The sequence below is a fragment of the Flavobacterium lotistagni genome, from assembly GCF_011392125.1.
Lineage (GTDB): Bacteria > Bacteroidota > Bacteroidia > Flavobacteriales > Flavobacteriaceae > Flavobacterium > Flavobacterium lotistagni.
In genome coordinates, this window is record NZ_JAAJBU010000007.1 from 14,291 (window position 1) to 31,479 (window position 17,189).

A 17,189-nucleotide genomic window follows, 5' to 3' on the forward strand; every position below is an offset into this window, starting at 1 on the left:
ATGAAACACTTTTTACTCAGCAGTGCGGCGCTTTTCTTGTTTAAAACGATGGGCGCTCAAGTGACTCTCTCCAACGGCAAACACGTTTTGGAAATTTCCGGTAGTATTTCCACTTATTATAACGACCGACAACTTAAAGCAGGCGAAGAAGACCAATCTAAAAACCGGTTCAAACTGCGCGATGCCGAACTCAATCTCGAAGGGCGCGTCGGTAGCGATTATGAATACGAACTCAAAGCAGATTTTGCCGATATGGCCGCCAATAACTCCGGACAAGAAATTGATCCCGAAAACCCAGGACTGATGCAAGCTACCGTAAAATATAAAGGCTTTCGATTTTTGGAAGTGGAAATGGGTTACGGCAAGGTGTATTATTCGAGAAGTTCAATGCACCCGTTTAGTTTCTCGCCTTATTGGCAAAGGGCAGAACTCGTGCGTGGTTCGATTTTCTCCAGAAGGGATGTCGGGGTAACTTTGATGAAAAATTTCTGGAAACAACGCGCCAATATTTACTTGGGAGCATACACCGGTTTGGGCGAACTTTCTCTTGCCGGAGACAACGATCCGAGCGGTCAGTTAGAATACATCGGACGATTCGATATGGCATATCCTTCTCGTTACCGTTATCGCGATATTGACGACCGCATCACACCTATTCCTATGTTTGCTATTGGTTTGAACGCACGCTATATGAATAAACAATTGCCCGCGGGTGAATTTTTTCCCGACAATGCGGCTGGTGAATATGGTTTGAAGGTCATCGATGGCAAAAGATATGTGTACGGAATGGATGCTTCGTTTCAATACATGGGATTTTCCGGACAGTTCGAAATCCATCAAATGAAAATCGAACCGCAAAACGACAACGACCCTTTGTTCGTAAACCTGACACCCAAACAGACAAAAGGATATGTACTATCTGGCGGTTACATCGCCCAAGCCAATTATTTTATCAAAAACTGGAAAACGATCGTCTCTGCACGCTACGAAGAACTTGATTTGAATGATTTGGTGCCCGGAAACTCGCAACGTTTCTCTTCGGCACTGGCCTATCAGCTTAGCGGTTACAATGCGATGATCAAATTCCAATACTTCAATATCTTGAAAGAAGAAAGCCTCGATCCGCTCAAGTGGGACGAGCAATTCCGGATCGGGATGCAGTTTCTTTTCAAATAATTTGACAACTTCCAATGTTAAGTTTTCATCCCAAAGCAAAACTTAACATTGCAGAGCGTTCGTGTTGCTTTACATTTGCTTAACAATAAAATGCAACATTTTAAATTGAACGAAATGGAAGAAAACAAACCCACTGAAGATTTGAACCCTGAAATATCGTCGTCGGATGCTCAACCTATCGAGGAAATGGCGGAGAAGAAACCTATAGCGCGAAAATCTAATGTAAAATCCGTCGAGGATGTGAGAGCCGATGCTTCAGCCGCAGCAGAAAATGATGCCGCCAGCGAGGAATCTGTCTCAAACGAAGAAGGCATGGATTTGAACGAGCCTACTCTGGAAAAAAATCCTAAAAAGGAAAAGCAGAAAAAGGAGAAAAAAGACAAAGACAAAAAGAAAGAAAAGGAGAAAAAGGCAAAGAAGAAGAAAAAAGAAAAAGCCAAAAAAGAGAAAGCGAAGAAAAAACTCAAAGAAAAAAAGTCTAAAAAGAAAGCTTCTAAAAAGAAGTCGAAAAAATAAAGGCTAAAGTCGAAATTCAACCAATCTCTCTATTCCAACCCATTTTGTTGACTGATCAATTTGATTCCCATGCGAATATTAAATTTCTTAAAACCCAAACAAAATAAACGATTTGTCTCTGAAATCGATTTCATTAAAAACCGCGACCAACAATCTCATTTGGCAGTAGAAACATTGGTTGGTTTGCGCGAATTGAATGTAGAAGAAGGCGATGCCTACAGCATTGAATTTTGGTTTAGCGTTGGTTCGACTGACCGAAAATTTGAACTCACTAAACGCTTAGAAAAGCTAGGTTATTCGGTCAACGCCGAGAACAATAGTAAAAATCAATGGGTAGTTTCGGGTCGGACATCGCCCATGAAAATGATGCATGAAGTGTTAAAGAAATGGGCAACTGATATGTGTGTATTGGGCTATGAACACGATTGTAATTTTGAAAGATGGCGAGTTAGCATCTGATTTCGTAGACTAAAATAAGCTTTTTTAATTAAAACACTCAATCGAATCACTTAGGGATTTCAAGAACTTTTGATAATACAGAGCGTATTTCCTCGGTTAATTAACGTCAAACAAATCCATATCCTCGACACGAAAGTTTAAGAACTATATCAAACTCCGAACCAGGCGCAATGCTAAGTAAAAAGTCCATCACTTTGATTTGATGGATTTTTTTATTTCTAGCTTTGAATTTACAAAAGCATTATTTAGCGAAGCAACTTCCCTTACTTCAATTAAGTGTTGTTTCCTGATTTGAAAAATAAGTAAATTTACCTTTTTTGTAACAGCAGCAGGGTTTTGATACTTATTGCGTGAGATTTTTTGGATAAAAAGTAGCATTACCTTACTCTTAACTAGAAAATGAACAAAACGATTTTAACCGATTCTAAAGGAAGCGAAATTCGATTCTCTAAAGTGCATCACTTTAATGGAGAAGTTTGCTTCAAAGACTTTTCTATAAAGTATGTTGTTGCGGGTGCTGAAGCCTACAAAATGGGCAAAAAGGAATATACCCTCAAACCGAACGAATATTTAGTAGGTTCAAAAACTTTTTCAAACGTTAAAATAGATAACCCAACTCCGGTTTACGGCATTTGTATCGATCTTTCGGAAGAAATCATTCATGAGGTTATAACCTACAACTACCGTGACTTTCCTACTTTTAAAAATTACTTGTTTGATCAGGATACTATCAAAACCAGATTCAAGCTATCGAACAATTTACTCGGTGGTGCTTTAAAAAATATTGGAAATGAGTTTGAATCTATCATAAAAAACAATGATTTATTGAATAGTGAAATCTTTTATTTGTTGTCGGAAAGCTTGTTGGCCGAGCAATACCATTTATTCGGTCAGTACAAAAATCTCGACGCTTTAAAGACAACCACCAACAAAAGAACCTTCAACTTATTGCTGGATTCGCGAGAATATATCGACCAGCATTACCTCGAAAAAATAGACCTTCAAAACATTGCCGAAAACAACAACGTATCGGAATATCACTTTCTCAGATTGTTTAAAAAGGCTTTTTCGGTAACACCGCACCAATACATTATTCAAAAACGATTGGAATTTTCGAAAACACTTCTTTCAGAAAATTATGATTTAAACGATGTCGCTTTTTTGAGCGGATTTGCAGACCAGCCGTCGTTCACGAAATGCTTCAAGAAAAAATACGCGATTACGCCAAACAACTTCAAGAAGAATATTAGCAATTTTTGACAATACAATTGATATAGGCAGAATTATTTTTGTTTAAAAATCAAACAAACAATAATGAGAAACCTAATCATTTTTTTATTTAATCTACTGCTAATATGTGCGTTACAGAAAATATTTGCACAACAATTACCCCGAAAAGGTTGGCTTGGCGCAAAACTAGAAACCGTCAGTACTGAAAACTATCAAGCACTGGCCTTGAAAGAGCCAAAAGGAATTAAAATCGTTCAGGTTGTGGGCGGAACTTCCAAAAAACTTGAAATGCTTCCCGATGATGTCATTCTTTCTGTAGATCAGAACTACTTTGCTAAACCTCTTTTACTAAGTAAATATATCAATTCCAAAACTGAAGGAACTTCTATTGAAATCGAAATCGCTAGAAAAGGAAAAACAATAAAAATCAAAGGAAAAGTCACTGGCCGTGATCGAGAAACGGATAAAAATGCCGCGATTATATACGAAAGCGTGCCTTACAAAGAAGGCTTATTGAGTGTCATCATCAACAAACCCAAAAAAGAAAGCAAATCTCCGGCGGTACTTTTTATTCCGGGTTATACTTGTTCCTCTGTAGATAATTTATCAGAAAATCATCCTTATGGAAGAATCGTTAGGGCCTTTAGCGATGCCGGATACGTGGTTCTTCGCGTTGAAAAAAGCGGATTGGGCGACAGTCAAAATACACCTGATTGTGAGTCAACCAATCTTTACGACGAGATTGAAAGCTTTACTGCCGGCTTAAACAAACTAAAATCGCTGCCTTATGTTGACACAGACAACGTCTTTCTATTTGGGCATTCCATGGGCGGTATCGTGGCTCCGGCTATTGGTGCAAAAAACGCTGTAAAAGGTACTATCGTTTACGGAACAACCACCAAAAGTTTCTTCGAATACCAGCTCGAAATGAACCGCTTACAACTCATGCTGGCCAAACCAGATCCGATGGAATTTGAAAGAACCTGCCGATTACAAACTCAAATTGCTTACGAGTACTACATCGAAAAAAAGGACTTGAAAGCAATTGCTTCCTCTGCCGAACGCCTTGAAGCGCTTAAGAAAGACTGGCAATACGATGGAGAAAATAGAATTTTTGATCGCAATCAAGAATATTGGCGGCAAATTATGGAGATTCCGTTACTCGACTATTGGAAAGATACCACAGCAAGAGTTTTAGTGCTTTACGGTGGTGCCGATTATCAAGCATTTTCAAAACCCGATCACGAGCAGATTGTCTACACCGTAAATTACTATCATCCGAACCATGCTGAGTTACTAGTTTTCCCTGAAACAGATCATTATTTAGCGAAAACCTTGACTAGAGAAAATGCTTATGAGCTTTTTAATACAGGAAAAATTCAGAAGCTGTTCGACCTTTTCGATTTTGATGTCACTCAGAAAAGTGTTGAATGGGCCAATAAACAATTGTTGATTAAAAACTAAACCTTTCCCTATATGGAAACAAAAACCACCAACTACTTCACTAGATTTCTTTATGTCGGATTTGTGTTGTTTGGCTTTTACGAAATTATAGCGAGACAATCCTACTTGAGTGCTTGTTCTTCCCTCGGAATTGCATTGGCCTTTGATCCGTTTGATCAGCTTCAACCTTGGAAAGAAAGACCACTTTGGCAAAAAACATGGCTCATAGTTCATTTGGGCTTGGTAGGCTCACTTTTCGGATATGTTATTGGTGTCAACGACAAAAATTAATTCCATTAACAATACTATACAAACATGAAAAAAGCTTTACTTACTGTTGTTCTACTGAGTATTTTCGCTTTAACTCAGGCACAACCTTACAATTGGTCAAATCTTCCCAATGCGCCTTACAATACTAGCAAACAAGATGGCATATTTTTCTTAAATCAAAATCTCGGATGGGCTGTCAACGGCTCAGGTAAAATTTTTAAAACCCAAGACGGAGGAAACACATGGATACAACAAAAAAATGCGCCGGGCACTTACTTCCGAAGTATTGCTTTTGTTAACGATCAAATAGGCTTTGCAGGCAACATCGGAACCAATTATTTTCCTGGGGTTACTGATACCAATCCGCTCTATAAAACCATAGATGGCGGCAATAGTTGGGCACCCGTCACCGCATCGATTACCGGCGTTGTTCCGGCAGGAATTTGTGCCATCGAAGTAGTAAACGAAAACGTAATCTATGCCGCAGGTCGGGTCGGAACACCACAAGTAATTCTCAAAAGCACCGATGGCGGGAATACTTGGGTGGGAAGCGATGTCTCAAACCAATGCAAAATGATTCTAGATTTGCACTTTCAGACACCTGAAATCGGTTATGCTTTTACCGGTACCAATGCCAACATTGCCTCGTCTAAGGCGCGCGTGATCAGAACCACTGATGGCGGCGCGACTTGGTCGGTTGTGTATACCTCAACAAGAAACTACGAAATTATGTGGAAAGCTTCATTCCCAACTGAAAATGTAGGTTATGCCAGCATTCAAAGTTATAATACTGCCACAACACAACGCTACATTATTAAAACTACTGATGGCGGACTAACATGGAGCGAATTGCCTTTGACCAATTCTGGCGCGAGGGAATTCGGCATCGGGTTCATCAACGAGTCCGTGGGTTGGGTTGGCGCAGAAAACACCGGATATGAAACGCTAGATGGAGGCTTAACTTGGACAGAGAAAAATATTGGTCAATACGCTAATAAATTCAGCATTACTGAAAATCTTGACGGAAGTAAAACTGTGTATGCTATTGGTTTGAATGTATTTAAAATGACCGATAACGGCACTTTAGGGATTTCCTCGTACCAACCATCGAAAAATGATTTGTTGGTTTCGCCTAATCCGGCTTTTTCAGGTCAGTATATTGCTATTAGTTTGGATAAAATCAAAACCAAGATTGTCAAATCTGAACTGGTAAGCACAGACGGAAAAGTAACAACCGTTTTATTTGACACGTTTTATACCGGAACAAAAGAAGCTCCTTTTATGTTCAAGCTACCTAATGTGGCCACGGGAAATTACCTCTTAAAATTTACCGATGAAAAGGGCAAAATATTCAAAGAAAAAATAGCTATAACCAATTAAATCTAGTTTATACAAAATCAACGATTTCACCGAGATAATAAAATAAACATTTAAGAGATAAATAAATTGAAACCATTGTCTAAAAAACGTTGGGTAATGACTGTAAGTAACCTGAAAGACGTGCAAGAAAAAGAAACAACAGCTTGAGCATCAAAACCAAAGTGCTCTTTTGGCTTAAATTAACTGAAATTCCTGCCTTTTAAAAAAACTTCTTCGTTGCCATTTTGCTTCTCACAACTCCAATTCAAGTTTTCGTAAATTATCTAGCTGGGCAACGGTCTTAGCTCTTTCAGCAAAGCGACCTCCACGAAGAGTATCTAAAAACATCCTGACTTACCTTCAAAAAATCAATGAGTCATTTTTTTATAGGGTACATACAAATAAAAAATAGTTTTATTTACATTTGACCCATTAAAAAACACCCTTAATGATTAAAATAACACACACAAATTCCGAAAACAGTGATTTTAAAGAATTGGTAACCGCTCTTGATGCTGACCTAGCCATTCGCGACGGTGAAGAACACGGTTTTTACGCGCAGTTCAATTCAATCGCCCATTTGCAATATGTCGTTGTGGCGTATGACGAAAATCAGGCTGTAGGCTGCGGTGCCATCAAACCTTATGATGCAAAAACGATGGAAGTCAAACGCATGTTCGTCGTGCCGGAACTTCGTGGAAAAGGAATTGCATCGCTGGTTTTAAAAGCGCTGGAAGATTGGGCTATAACCTTAGGCTACAAAAACTGTATTCTAGAAACCGGCCTCAAACAACCAGAGGCTATTGCTTTGTATCACAAAAACCAGTACCATGTGATTCCGAATTACGGCCAATATGCCGGTGTGGAGAACAGTGTTTGCTTCGAAAAAAAACTCGGTTAAATTCTCTTTCTACTGTAACAAGCGGTTCAATGTATTGACCAAGTAACAACTTGCGTAAAAATTAGCTAGTTTTGCCGCACTAAACTTCATCAATCATCAATCGCTTTTCATGAAAAAAATCATTACCCTGTTTTTATTAGTTTCTATTTCTATTGTATCGGCACAACAAAGCATTTCTGGAACGGTGAAAGCCAATGAAACTACCACCAATTCAGGAATTACTGTACTACTGCACCAAACCGGAAAAACCTCATTTTATAAATCTACCGTAGCTGATGCTCAGGGTACATTTCGTTTTTTGAATATTCCCGACGGCAGTTATTTCGTGCAAATTTCTGCCTTAGGTTACAAAGATTTTCGCTCAGAAGTGTTCACCTTAAGCGGAACGCCTGTAGTGCTTCCGCAGATGACACTCAAGGAAAAAGTCAACGAACTTTCTGAGGTGAGCATTAAAGGAAAAAAACCTATGATTCAGGTTTTGGCCGATAAAACTGTGTTCAATGTGCAAAATACCATCAACTCCACGGGAAGTTCTGGTTTTGAATTGCTTCGAAAAGCACCCGGTGTGATGATCGACAACAACGACAATTTAATTGTGGAAGGAAAAACCGGCGTACTGATTTACATCGACGGAAAACAATCGTACTTAACTGGCGCCGACTTGACCAATTTTCTGAAAACCATCCAAGCCAACGATATCGACAGTATTGAAATCATCACACAACCTTCTTCTAAATACGATGCCGCCGGAAATGCCGGAATTGTCAACATCAAACTCAAGAAAAACAAGAATTTCGGCACCAACGGAACCGCGACTTCGGGCACCAATATGGGAAAGTATGCCACTGCTATCAATTCGCTTTCGCTGAACAACCGCAACAAGAAAAACAATATTTACGGAAATTACAGCAACCGTTTTGGCAACAATTACGACTTCATTAATATTTTTCGCGAGCAAGGCAACACGCTTTTTGATTCGAAATCGAAAACCAAAAACACCGTTAATGCCAACAATCTCAAGCTGGGTTACGACTATTACGCCAATGCTAAAAATACTTTCGGAGTGATTCTAACAGGAAACTTCAACAATAGTTTCTCGAATTTGAGTACCCGAACTCCAATTCGTCAAATAGGTGCGCCGGTCAATGACAGTATTCTTTCGGCCCGCAGCGATTCGCACACGCGCACTTACAATTTATATTCGAATGTGAATTACAAATATGCCGACACTTTGGGTACTTCGCTCAACATTGATATTGATTACGGAAAATACGTTCGCAAAAAAGACAATTACCAACCCAATACCTATTTGGCTGCCGATGAATCGACTGTTTTAAACCGCAACAACACATTTCAAAATACACCGGTAACCATTGACATCGGAACATTCAAAACCGACTACGAAAGAAATTTGTTCAAAGGAAAATTGGGCATTGGTGTAAAAACCTCGTTAGTAAAAACTGACAATACGCTGGATTTTTTCAATGAAAACGGAAATATTTTGGTGCTGAATCCGAACCGAAGTAACCAGTTTATTTACAAGGAAAATGTCAATGCGGGTTATTTGAATTACAACTATACCTATAAGAAAATCAATTTCCAATTTGGACTTCGCGTGGAAAATACCAATTCAGATGGAAAACTCAATGCTTTGGTGCAAAGCAATAATGAGCGTGTCAAACGCAATTACACCGATTTGTTTCCCAGCGGCGGAATTACTTATCAGTTGACACAAAAGCATTCCTTAGCCATGACCTACAGCCGCCGAATTGAGAGACCGGATTACGAATCATTGAATCCGTTCGAGTATCAGTTGGATGAATTGTCGTTCATGCGCGGCAACCCGTTCTTGAAACCTCAATACACTGATAACGTTAAGCTCTCGCACACCTATAATTATACTTTAAATACCAGTATCAGCTATTCGCGTGTAACAGATTTCTTTGCTCAAGTAATCGAAGCCGACGGACCGAGCAGAAGTTTTTTATCGTCGAGAAACGTGGCCAATCAACAAATTATTGATCTGGGTATTTCTTATCCGTTTGAAGTGAACAAATGGTGGAATGTTTACTTAAGTATGAATGCATTCCAAAGTAAATTCACAGCCACCAACGATTCGTTTATATCGATTGAGCAAGAAACTTTAAGCCTTTACGGACAAAACAATTTTAGCTTACCTCAAGGAATCAATCTGGAAATTTCAGGTTGGTACAGTTCGCCATCAATTTGGGGCGGAACTTTCAGAACCAGCAGCATTGGCTCGTTGGATATGGCAGTACAGAAACAATTCTGGAATAAGAAATTTACTGCTAGAGTTGCAGTTTCAGATATCTTTTACACTTCTCCTTGGCAAGGAAGAACCGAATATGCTTTTGTAAAAATCAACGGAAACGGCGGACAAGACAGCCGTCAATTGCGATTTAGCTTGAGCTACAAATTCGGTAACGATGCTGTGAAAAAATCCAGACAGCGCGAAACCGGACTTGAAGATGAAAAGAACAGAATCGGGAAATAATTTGTTTATCTGTAAGATTTTGAGACTATAGGATTTTAAGATTATAGGACTATAGGATTATATCCAATTTTAAAATCTTACAGTCTTACAGTCTTACAGTCGTAAAGTCCATTTCACTCAAGCGCAACTACTTCCCCATTCCACTGCATCATACCGCCAATGAGGTTGTATGTTTTCTCAAAACCGAGTTGGTTCATGATACTACAAGCTTGTGCACTTCGGCCACCGGCTTTACAATACACATAATAATTCTTGGTTTTGTCTAGTTCATCCAGTTTGTAAATGAAGCCTTGACCTTCGTATATATTCATTGTGATTGCTTTGGGAATAATGCCTTCTGCCCATTCTTCTGGCGTTCTGACATCGAGTATAGCGGCGTTAGTATCGTTTTTTAATTGTTCAGCCCAATCGGTTTGGTTTAAATCCATGATATTCTTTTCGGCAAAAGTAAAAAACTGTTTGGGTTTGAAACCTTTTCAAAAGTCGAACTTTTTAAAATCATCTTTTTTTTAACAGAAAAATAACAACACATTTGTATATACAAATATTAAACTGCTTACATTTGCCTCGTTCAATTCACAAAAAGAAAATGAAAATCGAAGAAATCATCAAATCGAATGTAATCTTAGACGACGCCAAGAAAGCCTTGCTGAGTTTGATGTACACGCAAAATGTACTCTCGGACAAATTCAACGAGATGATCAAACCTTACGATTTATCGTCAGAGCAATACAACGTACTTCGAATTCTTCGCGGTCAAAAAGGCACACCTGCCAACATGAGCGTAATTCAGGAACGCATGATTGCCAAAAACAGCAACACCACACGGCTCATCGACAAACTATTACTAAAAGAGCTTGTTACTCGAAAAGTTTGTCCAGAGAATCGTCGGAAAATGGAAATTCTTATCACTGCTAAAGGTCTAGATTTGCTCACAGAACTCGACCCAAAAGTCACTGCCTTAGAACAATCATTCGCTGCCAACCTGACCAATGATGAACTGCGTGAATTGAATTTATTACTTGAAAAATATCGAACCTTTAAACTTTAATAACCTTAAAAAACACTAACAATGAAAAACTTAAAAACCCTTGCAATCATTGCTTTTGCAGCATTATCAACTACAGTAGTTTCTGCTCAGGCCAAAGCTAAAAACGATGGAAAAAAGATCGACGTCTCTAAAAGTAACATCCACTGGGTTGGTAAAAAAGTAACCGGACAACACGAAGGCGACATCAACTTCAAAGAAGGAACACTTTTATTCCAAGACGGAAAATTGACCAAAGGAAAATTCACTGTAGATATGACTTCAATTGTTGTTACTGATTTGAAAGCCGGCGAAGGAAAAGAAAAATTGGAAGGCCACTTGAAAGCAGATGATTTCTTCGGAACTGATAAATATACTACTGCTACTTTGAATTTTACTAAAGTAACTCCAAAAGCTAACGGCGTTTATGCAGTAACCGGAAACATGAAAATCAAAGAAAAAACGAATCCTGTAACTTTTGATTTGACTGTAAAAGGCAATACAGCAACTGCCAAAGTAACTATTGACAGAACTAAATATGACATCAAATATGGTTCTGGAAGCTTCTTCGATAACTTAGGTGATAAAGCCATCAACGATAATTTCGATTTAACTGTTTCCCTACAGTTCTAAAAATTGGGAAAAATTGCTAGAGAAAAACCTTGATCATTGCGGTCAAGGTTTTTTTTGTGCGCAGGTTTTCGGTAAAGATGTTTTCGTAACTTTGAAAGCAACACAGTATCAACTCTTTAAATTCAAAATATGAAAAAGACAATCCTTATTTTACTCACCATCTGTTTTGCTAATTTATTAGAGGCTCAGGTGCGCAGGATCAATCTAAAAACGAGTTCCATTACTTGGATTGGAAAAAAAATCACCGGCGAACACCAAGGCACTTTGGCTTTCAAACAAGGTTTTCTCAAATTTAAAAACAAGACTTTGGTGGCTGGAAATTTCACTGTAGACATGACCACGCTCAATAACACTGACCAAACCGGGCAAGGCAAAGCCAAACTCGAAGGACATTTGAAATCTGCCGACTTTTTTGCCACTGACGAATTCAAAACCGCGACCATGGTTTTCAAAACAATCAAAGGGAAAAGCAAAGGAGTTTATAGCATTCTGGCCGATTTGACCATTAAAGGCAAAACCAATCCAGTTAGTTTTGATTTGATCATTAAAGGTAAAACAGCCAATGCAGATTTAGTGATTGACCGCACCAAATTCGGCATCCAATATGGCTCGGGTAGTTTCTTCGACGATTTGGGAGACAGAACCATTTATGATGAATTCGAACTGCATGTCAAACTCAGCTATTAATTATTACATTTGCAGCAAAACCATAACTGAAGGTTTGTCCGAAGCGGCAGGCCTTTGTTTTTTTTTAAGATTACCGGAATGAAAAAAATCGCCATTATTGACAATTATGACAGCTTCACCTACAATCTGGTCCATTATTTTGAAGATTTAGATGGTGAAGTAACTGTTTTTCGTAATGACGAATTTGAACTGGAAGAATTGATCCCGTTTGACAAAATAGTACTTTCTCCCGGCCCGGGAATTCCTGAAAATGCAGGTTTGCTAAAAAAAGTGATTGAAACTTTCTCGCCCACTAAAAGCATCTTGGGCGTTTGCTTAGGACAGCAAGCTATTGGCGAAGTTTTCGGCGCAAATTTGGTCAATCTTGAGCAAGTATATCACGGCGTATCGACTCAAATTCAAATTACAGTAGCAGATGAACCTCTGTTTAATGGTTTAGGTGACCAACTCGAAGTCGGACGTTATCATTCTTGGGTGATTGATCCAATGAATTTTCCAGAAACACTCGAAATTACTTCTGTGGGCAAAAACGGAGAGATCATGTCTTTGCGCCATAGAACCTTTGATGTTAAAGGCGTTCAGTTTCATCCGGAAAGTGTATTGACCCCACAAGGCAAAACCATTTTAAGCAATTGGCTGAAAAACCAAGGTCAGTAAAAAATTTGTACAAAAATTACCACTCAACGAAAGAGTTCAACAACTTGTCGATTTTATCAACAAAGTGAATTGGGGTTTAGAATTTATTTTTATATTAGATTGAAAATAAAGCAATTAACACTCAACCTAAATCGACAAACCATGGGATTTTTCGGAAACAATACCAAGAAAATGCTAGAGGAAATCAAAGCCAAAAGCGAGTATTACTCTAATGATTTGAGCAAAGATATCTCCGAATCGTTTGAAGAACTCAAATCAGAGTTTGACGCACATGAAGAAGTGTACAGCGATTTTTTAAAATTCGTTTCTGAAATCAAAACCAAACTTACGGCTCTCGAAGCGAAGAAACTTGAAGAATTGTCTAACGGTTTGAAGCATATCAACCATTGTGCGAAAAATGGCGTAGAATCGATGCGCTATTTGTCGTTATACCAAAGAAAACAAACCCACGACACTTTACGCATTTACGAAGAGTTTGAATAGTCTGACAATACAGCCCTAAACCTAAAAAAAAGAAATCCCGACTTTAACAGGCCGGGATTTTATTTTGTACGATGTGTGTCGTTTAAACTTTGATTTTACTTCGAGTGGCTTTTGGAACTCCCGCTTTGTTGAGCAAAATCCCGGTCGACTTTAATTGCACAAACGCCTTAGTGACATATAAGTAACCTTTATAATCATTGGTTTCGCCCCAAGAGTTCTTCACTTTATAGTATTCTTTTCCGTTCTGGTCTTTCGCTAAACCGACAATCTGCATCGCGTGGTCATCGGTAGTGTTCAGCGAATACAACCCTTCTAGACGCAAATCTTCTGTGATTTCTTTTTCTTTAATTGGGCCGTCGAACATGGTCTTTCTTTGCTCGGGCGTGATGTTGTAAATGTCGGTATCAGGAACTTCCGCCACTCCGTTTTTCCAACTGAAATAAGGTTCAGAAACATCTGACGACCAAGCTACGCTGTATCCTTTAGTGAGCGCAAAGTCAATAATATCGGTGAGTTCTTTCATAGGCACATTATACACTTGGTCATAGCTCCAGTTGTCCGGCACCGGCAAAACCATTTTCTGGTAGTAAGGGTTGTCTTTGTAGGAAGAGAATTCCACGTAATCATCAGGGTTGATGCCCACCACTTCTTTGGCAAAAGCTTTTGGTGTGTAAGTTTTACCTGCGTAAGTGAACGTTTCAGGCAATTTGCCCAACTTTTCATCCATGAATTTGTTGATATTATCTACCCAAGCTGTGCCTTTGTTAGGGTTTTCGTCTTTTAGATAAGCATCGAGGATTTTCTTGAACTCCGCCTGAAATTCATCAGATTTGACTACACCTTTACCATAATCTTCCATAGTGTATGCTTGCTGTGGCATTGCTCCATATTTACGCAACATATTCATCACATCATGTGTTTCTGCACCATCGCCGAGTCCGAGGTTTCCGTTGAACAGAATATAGTTTCTAGCTTTGCCTAAATACACATGGCGGGCCGCGTAAATTTCGGCCAAATCAACCGGCTTTTTACCGTTTTTGATCATTTCTGATTCAAGGAATGAATTGCCTGAATAACTCCAGCAAGTTCCCGCAGAGCCTTGGCTTTTGACCGAAGTGTTTTCGATATTGATGACTTCATGGAACTCGAATTTCGAATTCAAAGAAGCGTTGTTGATTACTTTTTTGATTAGTTCGTCCTGAGCGAACAAACTCATCGAACACAATATTCCTGAGAATACCAAACTCTTTTTAATCATAATATTTTTTTTAGTCGGTCGTAAATGTAATAAAATTCACGCTAACGACAATCGAATTAACATTGCCTAGCGTGTAAAAACCAATTGGTTCGGCTTAGAAAGATTACTATCAAAACGGTAACCTTCGTAGTTAAATCCTTTTAGATCTTCAATAGTTTTGGCATTGGTGTCGATAATATAGCGCACCATCATACCGCGGGCTTTCTTGGCGAAAAAGCTGATCATCTTGAGCTTTCCGTCTTTCATATCGAGGAAATCGGCAGTAACTACCGGAACTTTAAGTGCTTTAAAATCTATCGCCGAGGCGTATTCATTACTAGCCAGATTCAGAAAAAGTTCTCCTTTTTTGAGTTCTTTATTGAGGGCTGCCGTGAGTTTCTTTTTCCAAAATCCGTAGAGGTTTTTCTCTTCGCCAATGGGCAAATCAGTCCCCATTTCTAAGCGGTAAGGCTGAATCAGATCGAGCGGTTTGAGTAAACCATACAAACCAGAAAGTATCCGAAGTTGGTCTTGCAAGACATCTAGTTTTTCTTCTGCAATGGTGTAACTGTCAAGGCCAACATAAACATCACCGGCAAAAGCGTAAAGGGCCGGGCGGGCGTTCTCTAGCGTAAATGGTGTTTTCCAAGCTTTGTTGCGCTGCCAATTCAAGTCGGCGAGTTTGTCTGAAATCGACATGAGCTCCATGAGTTCTTTCGGCTTTTTTTTCTTTAAAACTTTGTGCACGGCTCGACTGTCTTTAAGAAACTTCGGCATTGAATGTTGCTGTGTAGGCAACGGCGTTTCGTAATCAAGCGATTTGGCAGGCGAAATAATGATTTTCATAGGCTAAAATTTGTATCCAAAAATACAAATTGAAATCGAAAACGGTTCATCAATTTTTGGATAGAATGCGTTAGCGATGGCAGCGGCATCCTTTATTGGAGCGCAGCGGAGATAAAGATATAGCGGACAGCGCGGCGCGCAGCGCAACGCCCAATCAATAATTATTCACTATTAATTATTAATTATTCATTATTAATTATTAATTAACCTAGCCATCCTTCCCGATCCAAGCTCCGGTATTGAATGGCTTCGGCTACATGAGCTGCTTCCACACTCTTCGAGCCTTCTAAATCGGCAATCGTTCTAGATACTTTTAATATTCTATCGTAAGCGCGGGCGGACAAATTCAAACGTTCCATAGCCATTTTGAGTAGTTGCAACGCCGTGTGGTCTAAAACGCAATGTTCGCGAATCAGTTGGGTGCTCATTTGGGCATTGTAATTCACGCCATTAACGCCTTCAAAACGTTCGGACTGAATCAATCTTGCTCGGGTAACGCGTTCGCGGATGCTATGACTGCTCTCGGCCTTGCGATTGTCGGACAATTTTTCGAACGGCACTGGAGTTACTTCAATATGAATGTCGATACGGTCTAAAAGTGGGCCCGAAATCTTGTTGAGATAGCGTTGCATTTCATTGGCAGACACGGTAGATGACGAATCCGGATCGATAAAAAAACCGCCCGGACTTGGGTTCATGCTCGCCACCAACATAAACGACGACGGATAAGTGACCGTAAATTTAGCACGCGATATGGTGACTTCACGATCCTCAAGTGGTTGTCGCATAACTTCCAAAACTTCGCGTTTGAACTCGGGCAATTCATCCAGAAAAAGAACGCCATTATGCGCCATCGAAATCTCGCCCGGTTGCGGATAGCTTCCGCCGCCCACCAAAGCCACATTCGAAATCGTATGGTGCGGACTGCGAAACGGCCTTTGCGTCATTAGCCCTACTTCTTTGAGTTTTCCTGCAACGCTGTGAATCTTAGTGGTTTCGAGCGATTCGGGCAAAGTCATCGGAGGTAAAATACTCGGCAACCGTTTGGCCAACATCGTTTTTCCGGCTCCGGGCGGACCAATCAGAATAATGTTATGACCACCGGCCGCGGCAATTTCCATACAGCGTTTGATGCTTTCTTGGCCTTTGACATCGCTGAAATCATGTTCGGGAAACTCCAGACTGTGCGTGAATTCTTTCGCAGTATCAATTCTTGTTGGCGACAAGCTGGCGTTGCCGTCAAAAAAATCAATCACTTCTTTTAGATTTTCCACTCCGTATACCTCAAGACCGGAAACGATAGCGGCTTCCTTGACGTTCTGTTTCGGCAAAAAGAAACCTTTAAATCCTTCCGCTTCGGCTTTAATGGCAATAGGTAACGCTCCTTTTATGGGTTGCAGGCTGCCATCTAAAGAGAGTTCACCCATGATGAGATAATTTGCAACATCATCGGCGGCAATCTGTCCGGAGGCAGCGAGAATTCCGATGGCCAAAGTTAGGTCATAGGCAGAACCTTCTTTGCGCAAATCGGCCGGAGCCATATTGATGGTGATTTTTTTTCCGGGCAAAGTGTACCCGTTGTTCTTCAGTGCAGCGGCTATGCGGTAACTACTTTCTTTAATGGCATTATCGGGCAAACCTACCAAGTGGTAACCGATGCCTTTGTCGATGTTGACTTCGATGGTAATGGTCGTAGCTTCGACCCCAAAAACGGCGCTTCCAAATACTTTTGTTAACATGGCGTATAAAT

The 17,189-nt window shown here is 39.8% G+C and carries 18 protein-coding genes; 14 read left to right on the forward strand and 4 right to left on the reverse strand.

Annotation, left to right across the window (positions count from 1 at the left end; translation table 11 throughout):
- The 9 genes from G4D82_RS09000 to G4D82_RS09040 all read left to right on the forward strand — a co-directional run bounded on the left by G4D82_RS09000 (nucleotide 1) and on the right by G4D82_RS09040 (nucleotide 9,869).
- On the forward strand, nucleotides 1-1,176 hold the full coding sequence (locus tag G4D82_RS09000; protein WP_166336815.1) for a porin: 1,176 nt from the start codon (nucleotides 1-3) through the stop codon (nucleotides 1,174-1,176).
- 114 nt (nucleotides 1,177-1,290) lie between these two features.
- Nucleotides 1,291-1,692: a hypothetical protein gene (locus G4D82_RS14405; RefSeq protein ID WP_207788151.1), complete on the forward strand. Its 402-nt coding sequence runs from the start codon at nucleotides 1,291-1,293 to the stop codon at nucleotides 1,690-1,692.
- A 69-nt stretch (nucleotides 1,693-1,761) separates the two neighbouring features.
- Nucleotides 1,762-2,151 carry a ribonuclease E inhibitor RraB gene (locus tag G4D82_RS09010; protein WP_166336817.1) on the forward strand — a complete coding sequence of 130 codons (390 nt, stop codon included), beginning with the start codon at nucleotides 1,762-1,764 and terminating at the stop codon, nucleotides 2,149-2,151.
- 399 nt (nucleotides 2,152-2,550) lie between these two features.
- The gene (locus G4D82_RS09015) at nucleotides 2,551-3,411 is read left to right on the forward strand and encodes a helix-turn-helix domain-containing protein (RefSeq protein ID WP_166336819.1); all 861 of its coding nucleotides are present in this window, start codon (nucleotides 2,551-2,553) and stop codon (nucleotides 3,409-3,411) included.
- A gap of 54 nt (nucleotides 3,412-3,465) precedes the next feature.
- Nucleotides 3,466-4,845, forward strand: a complete 1,380-nt coding sequence (locus tag G4D82_RS09020) for an alpha/beta fold hydrolase (RefSeq protein WP_166336821.1) — start codon at nucleotides 3,466-3,468, stop codon at nucleotides 4,843-4,845.
- 12 nt (nucleotides 4,846-4,857) lie between these two features.
- Nucleotides 4,858-5,115, forward strand: a complete 258-nt coding sequence (locus tag G4D82_RS09025) for a hypothetical protein (protein ID WP_166336823.1) — start codon at nucleotides 4,858-4,860, stop codon at nucleotides 5,113-5,115.
- 24 nt (nucleotides 5,116-5,139) lie between these two features.
- A complete protein-coding gene (locus tag G4D82_RS09030; RefSeq protein ID WP_166336825.1) occupies nucleotides 5,140-6,474 on the forward strand; it encodes a WD40/YVTN/BNR-like repeat-containing protein in 1,335 nt (444 codons plus the stop codon).
- Between the two features lie 427 nt (nucleotides 6,475-6,901).
- Nucleotides 6,902-7,354 carry a GNAT family N-acetyltransferase gene (locus G4D82_RS09035; RefSeq protein WP_166336827.1) on the forward strand — a complete coding sequence of 151 codons (453 nt, stop codon included), beginning with the start codon at nucleotides 6,902-6,904 and terminating at the stop codon, nucleotides 7,352-7,354.
- Between the two features lie 109 nt (nucleotides 7,355-7,463).
- Nucleotides 7,464-9,869: an outer membrane beta-barrel family protein gene (locus tag G4D82_RS09040; protein ID WP_166336829.1), complete on the forward strand. Its 2,406-nt coding sequence runs from the start codon at nucleotides 7,464-7,466 to the stop codon at nucleotides 9,867-9,869.
- A gap of 113 nt (nucleotides 9,870-9,982) precedes the next feature.
- Here G4D82_RS09040 and G4D82_RS09045 read toward each other — a convergent pair whose 3' ends face one another.
- On the reverse strand, nucleotides 9,983-10,297 hold the full coding sequence (locus G4D82_RS09045; protein WP_166336831.1) for a rhodanese-like domain-containing protein: 315 nt from the start codon (nucleotides 10,295-10,297) through the stop codon (nucleotides 9,983-9,985).
- Between the two features lie 161 nt (nucleotides 10,298-10,458).
- Here G4D82_RS09045 and G4D82_RS09050 point away from each other — a divergent pair, with 161 nt between their 5' ends.
- The 5 genes from G4D82_RS09050 to G4D82_RS09070 all read left to right on the forward strand — a co-directional run bounded on the left by G4D82_RS09050 (nucleotide 10,459) and on the right by G4D82_RS09070 (nucleotide 13,356).
- Nucleotides 10,459-10,920: a MarR family winged helix-turn-helix transcriptional regulator gene (locus G4D82_RS09050; protein ID WP_166336833.1), complete on the forward strand. Its 462-nt coding sequence runs from the start codon at nucleotides 10,459-10,461 to the stop codon at nucleotides 10,918-10,920.
- Nucleotides 10,921-10,941: 21 nt separating this feature from the next.
- The gene (locus G4D82_RS09055; RefSeq protein ID WP_166336835.1) at nucleotides 10,942-11,529 is read left to right on the forward strand and encodes a YceI family protein; all 588 of its coding nucleotides are present in this window, start codon (nucleotides 10,942-10,944) and stop codon (nucleotides 11,527-11,529) included.
- A gap of 129 nt (nucleotides 11,530-11,658) precedes the next feature.
- Entirely contained in the window at nucleotides 11,659-12,216 is a 558-nt protein-coding gene (locus G4D82_RS09060) for a YceI family protein (protein WP_166336837.1), read from the forward strand.
- Nucleotides 12,217-12,294: 78 nt separating this feature from the next.
- Nucleotides 12,295-12,873 carry an anthranilate synthase component II gene (locus G4D82_RS09065; protein WP_166336839.1) on the forward strand — a complete coding sequence of 193 codons (579 nt, stop codon included), beginning with the start codon at nucleotides 12,295-12,297 and terminating at the stop codon, nucleotides 12,871-12,873.
- A 141-nt stretch (nucleotides 12,874-13,014) separates the two neighbouring features.
- Complete coding sequence (locus G4D82_RS09070) at nucleotides 13,015-13,356, forward strand: hypothetical protein (RefSeq protein WP_166336841.1); 342 nt, start codon at nucleotides 13,015-13,017, stop codon at nucleotides 13,354-13,356.
- Nucleotides 13,357-13,438: 82 nt separating this feature from the next.
- Here the strand turns inward: G4D82_RS09070 and G4D82_RS09075 are convergent, their stop codons facing one another.
- From G4D82_RS09075 to G4D82_RS09085, 3 genes are all read right to left on the reverse strand, one after another.
- Nucleotides 13,439-14,614, reverse strand: a complete 1,176-nt coding sequence (locus G4D82_RS09075; RefSeq protein WP_166336843.1) for a C1 family peptidase — start codon at nucleotides 14,612-14,614, stop codon at nucleotides 13,439-13,441.
- Between the two features lie 66 nt (nucleotides 14,615-14,680).
- A complete protein-coding gene (gene yaaA / locus G4D82_RS09080; protein WP_166336845.1) occupies nucleotides 14,681-15,439 on the reverse strand; it encodes a peroxide stress protein YaaA in 759 nt (252 codons plus the stop codon).
- 203 nt (nucleotides 15,440-15,642) lie between these two features.
- Entirely contained in the window at nucleotides 15,643-17,178 is a 1,536-nt protein-coding gene (locus tag G4D82_RS09085) for a YifB family Mg chelatase-like AAA ATPase (protein ID WP_166336847.1), read from the reverse strand.
- Nucleotides 17,179-17,189: the final 11 nt, after the last annotated feature.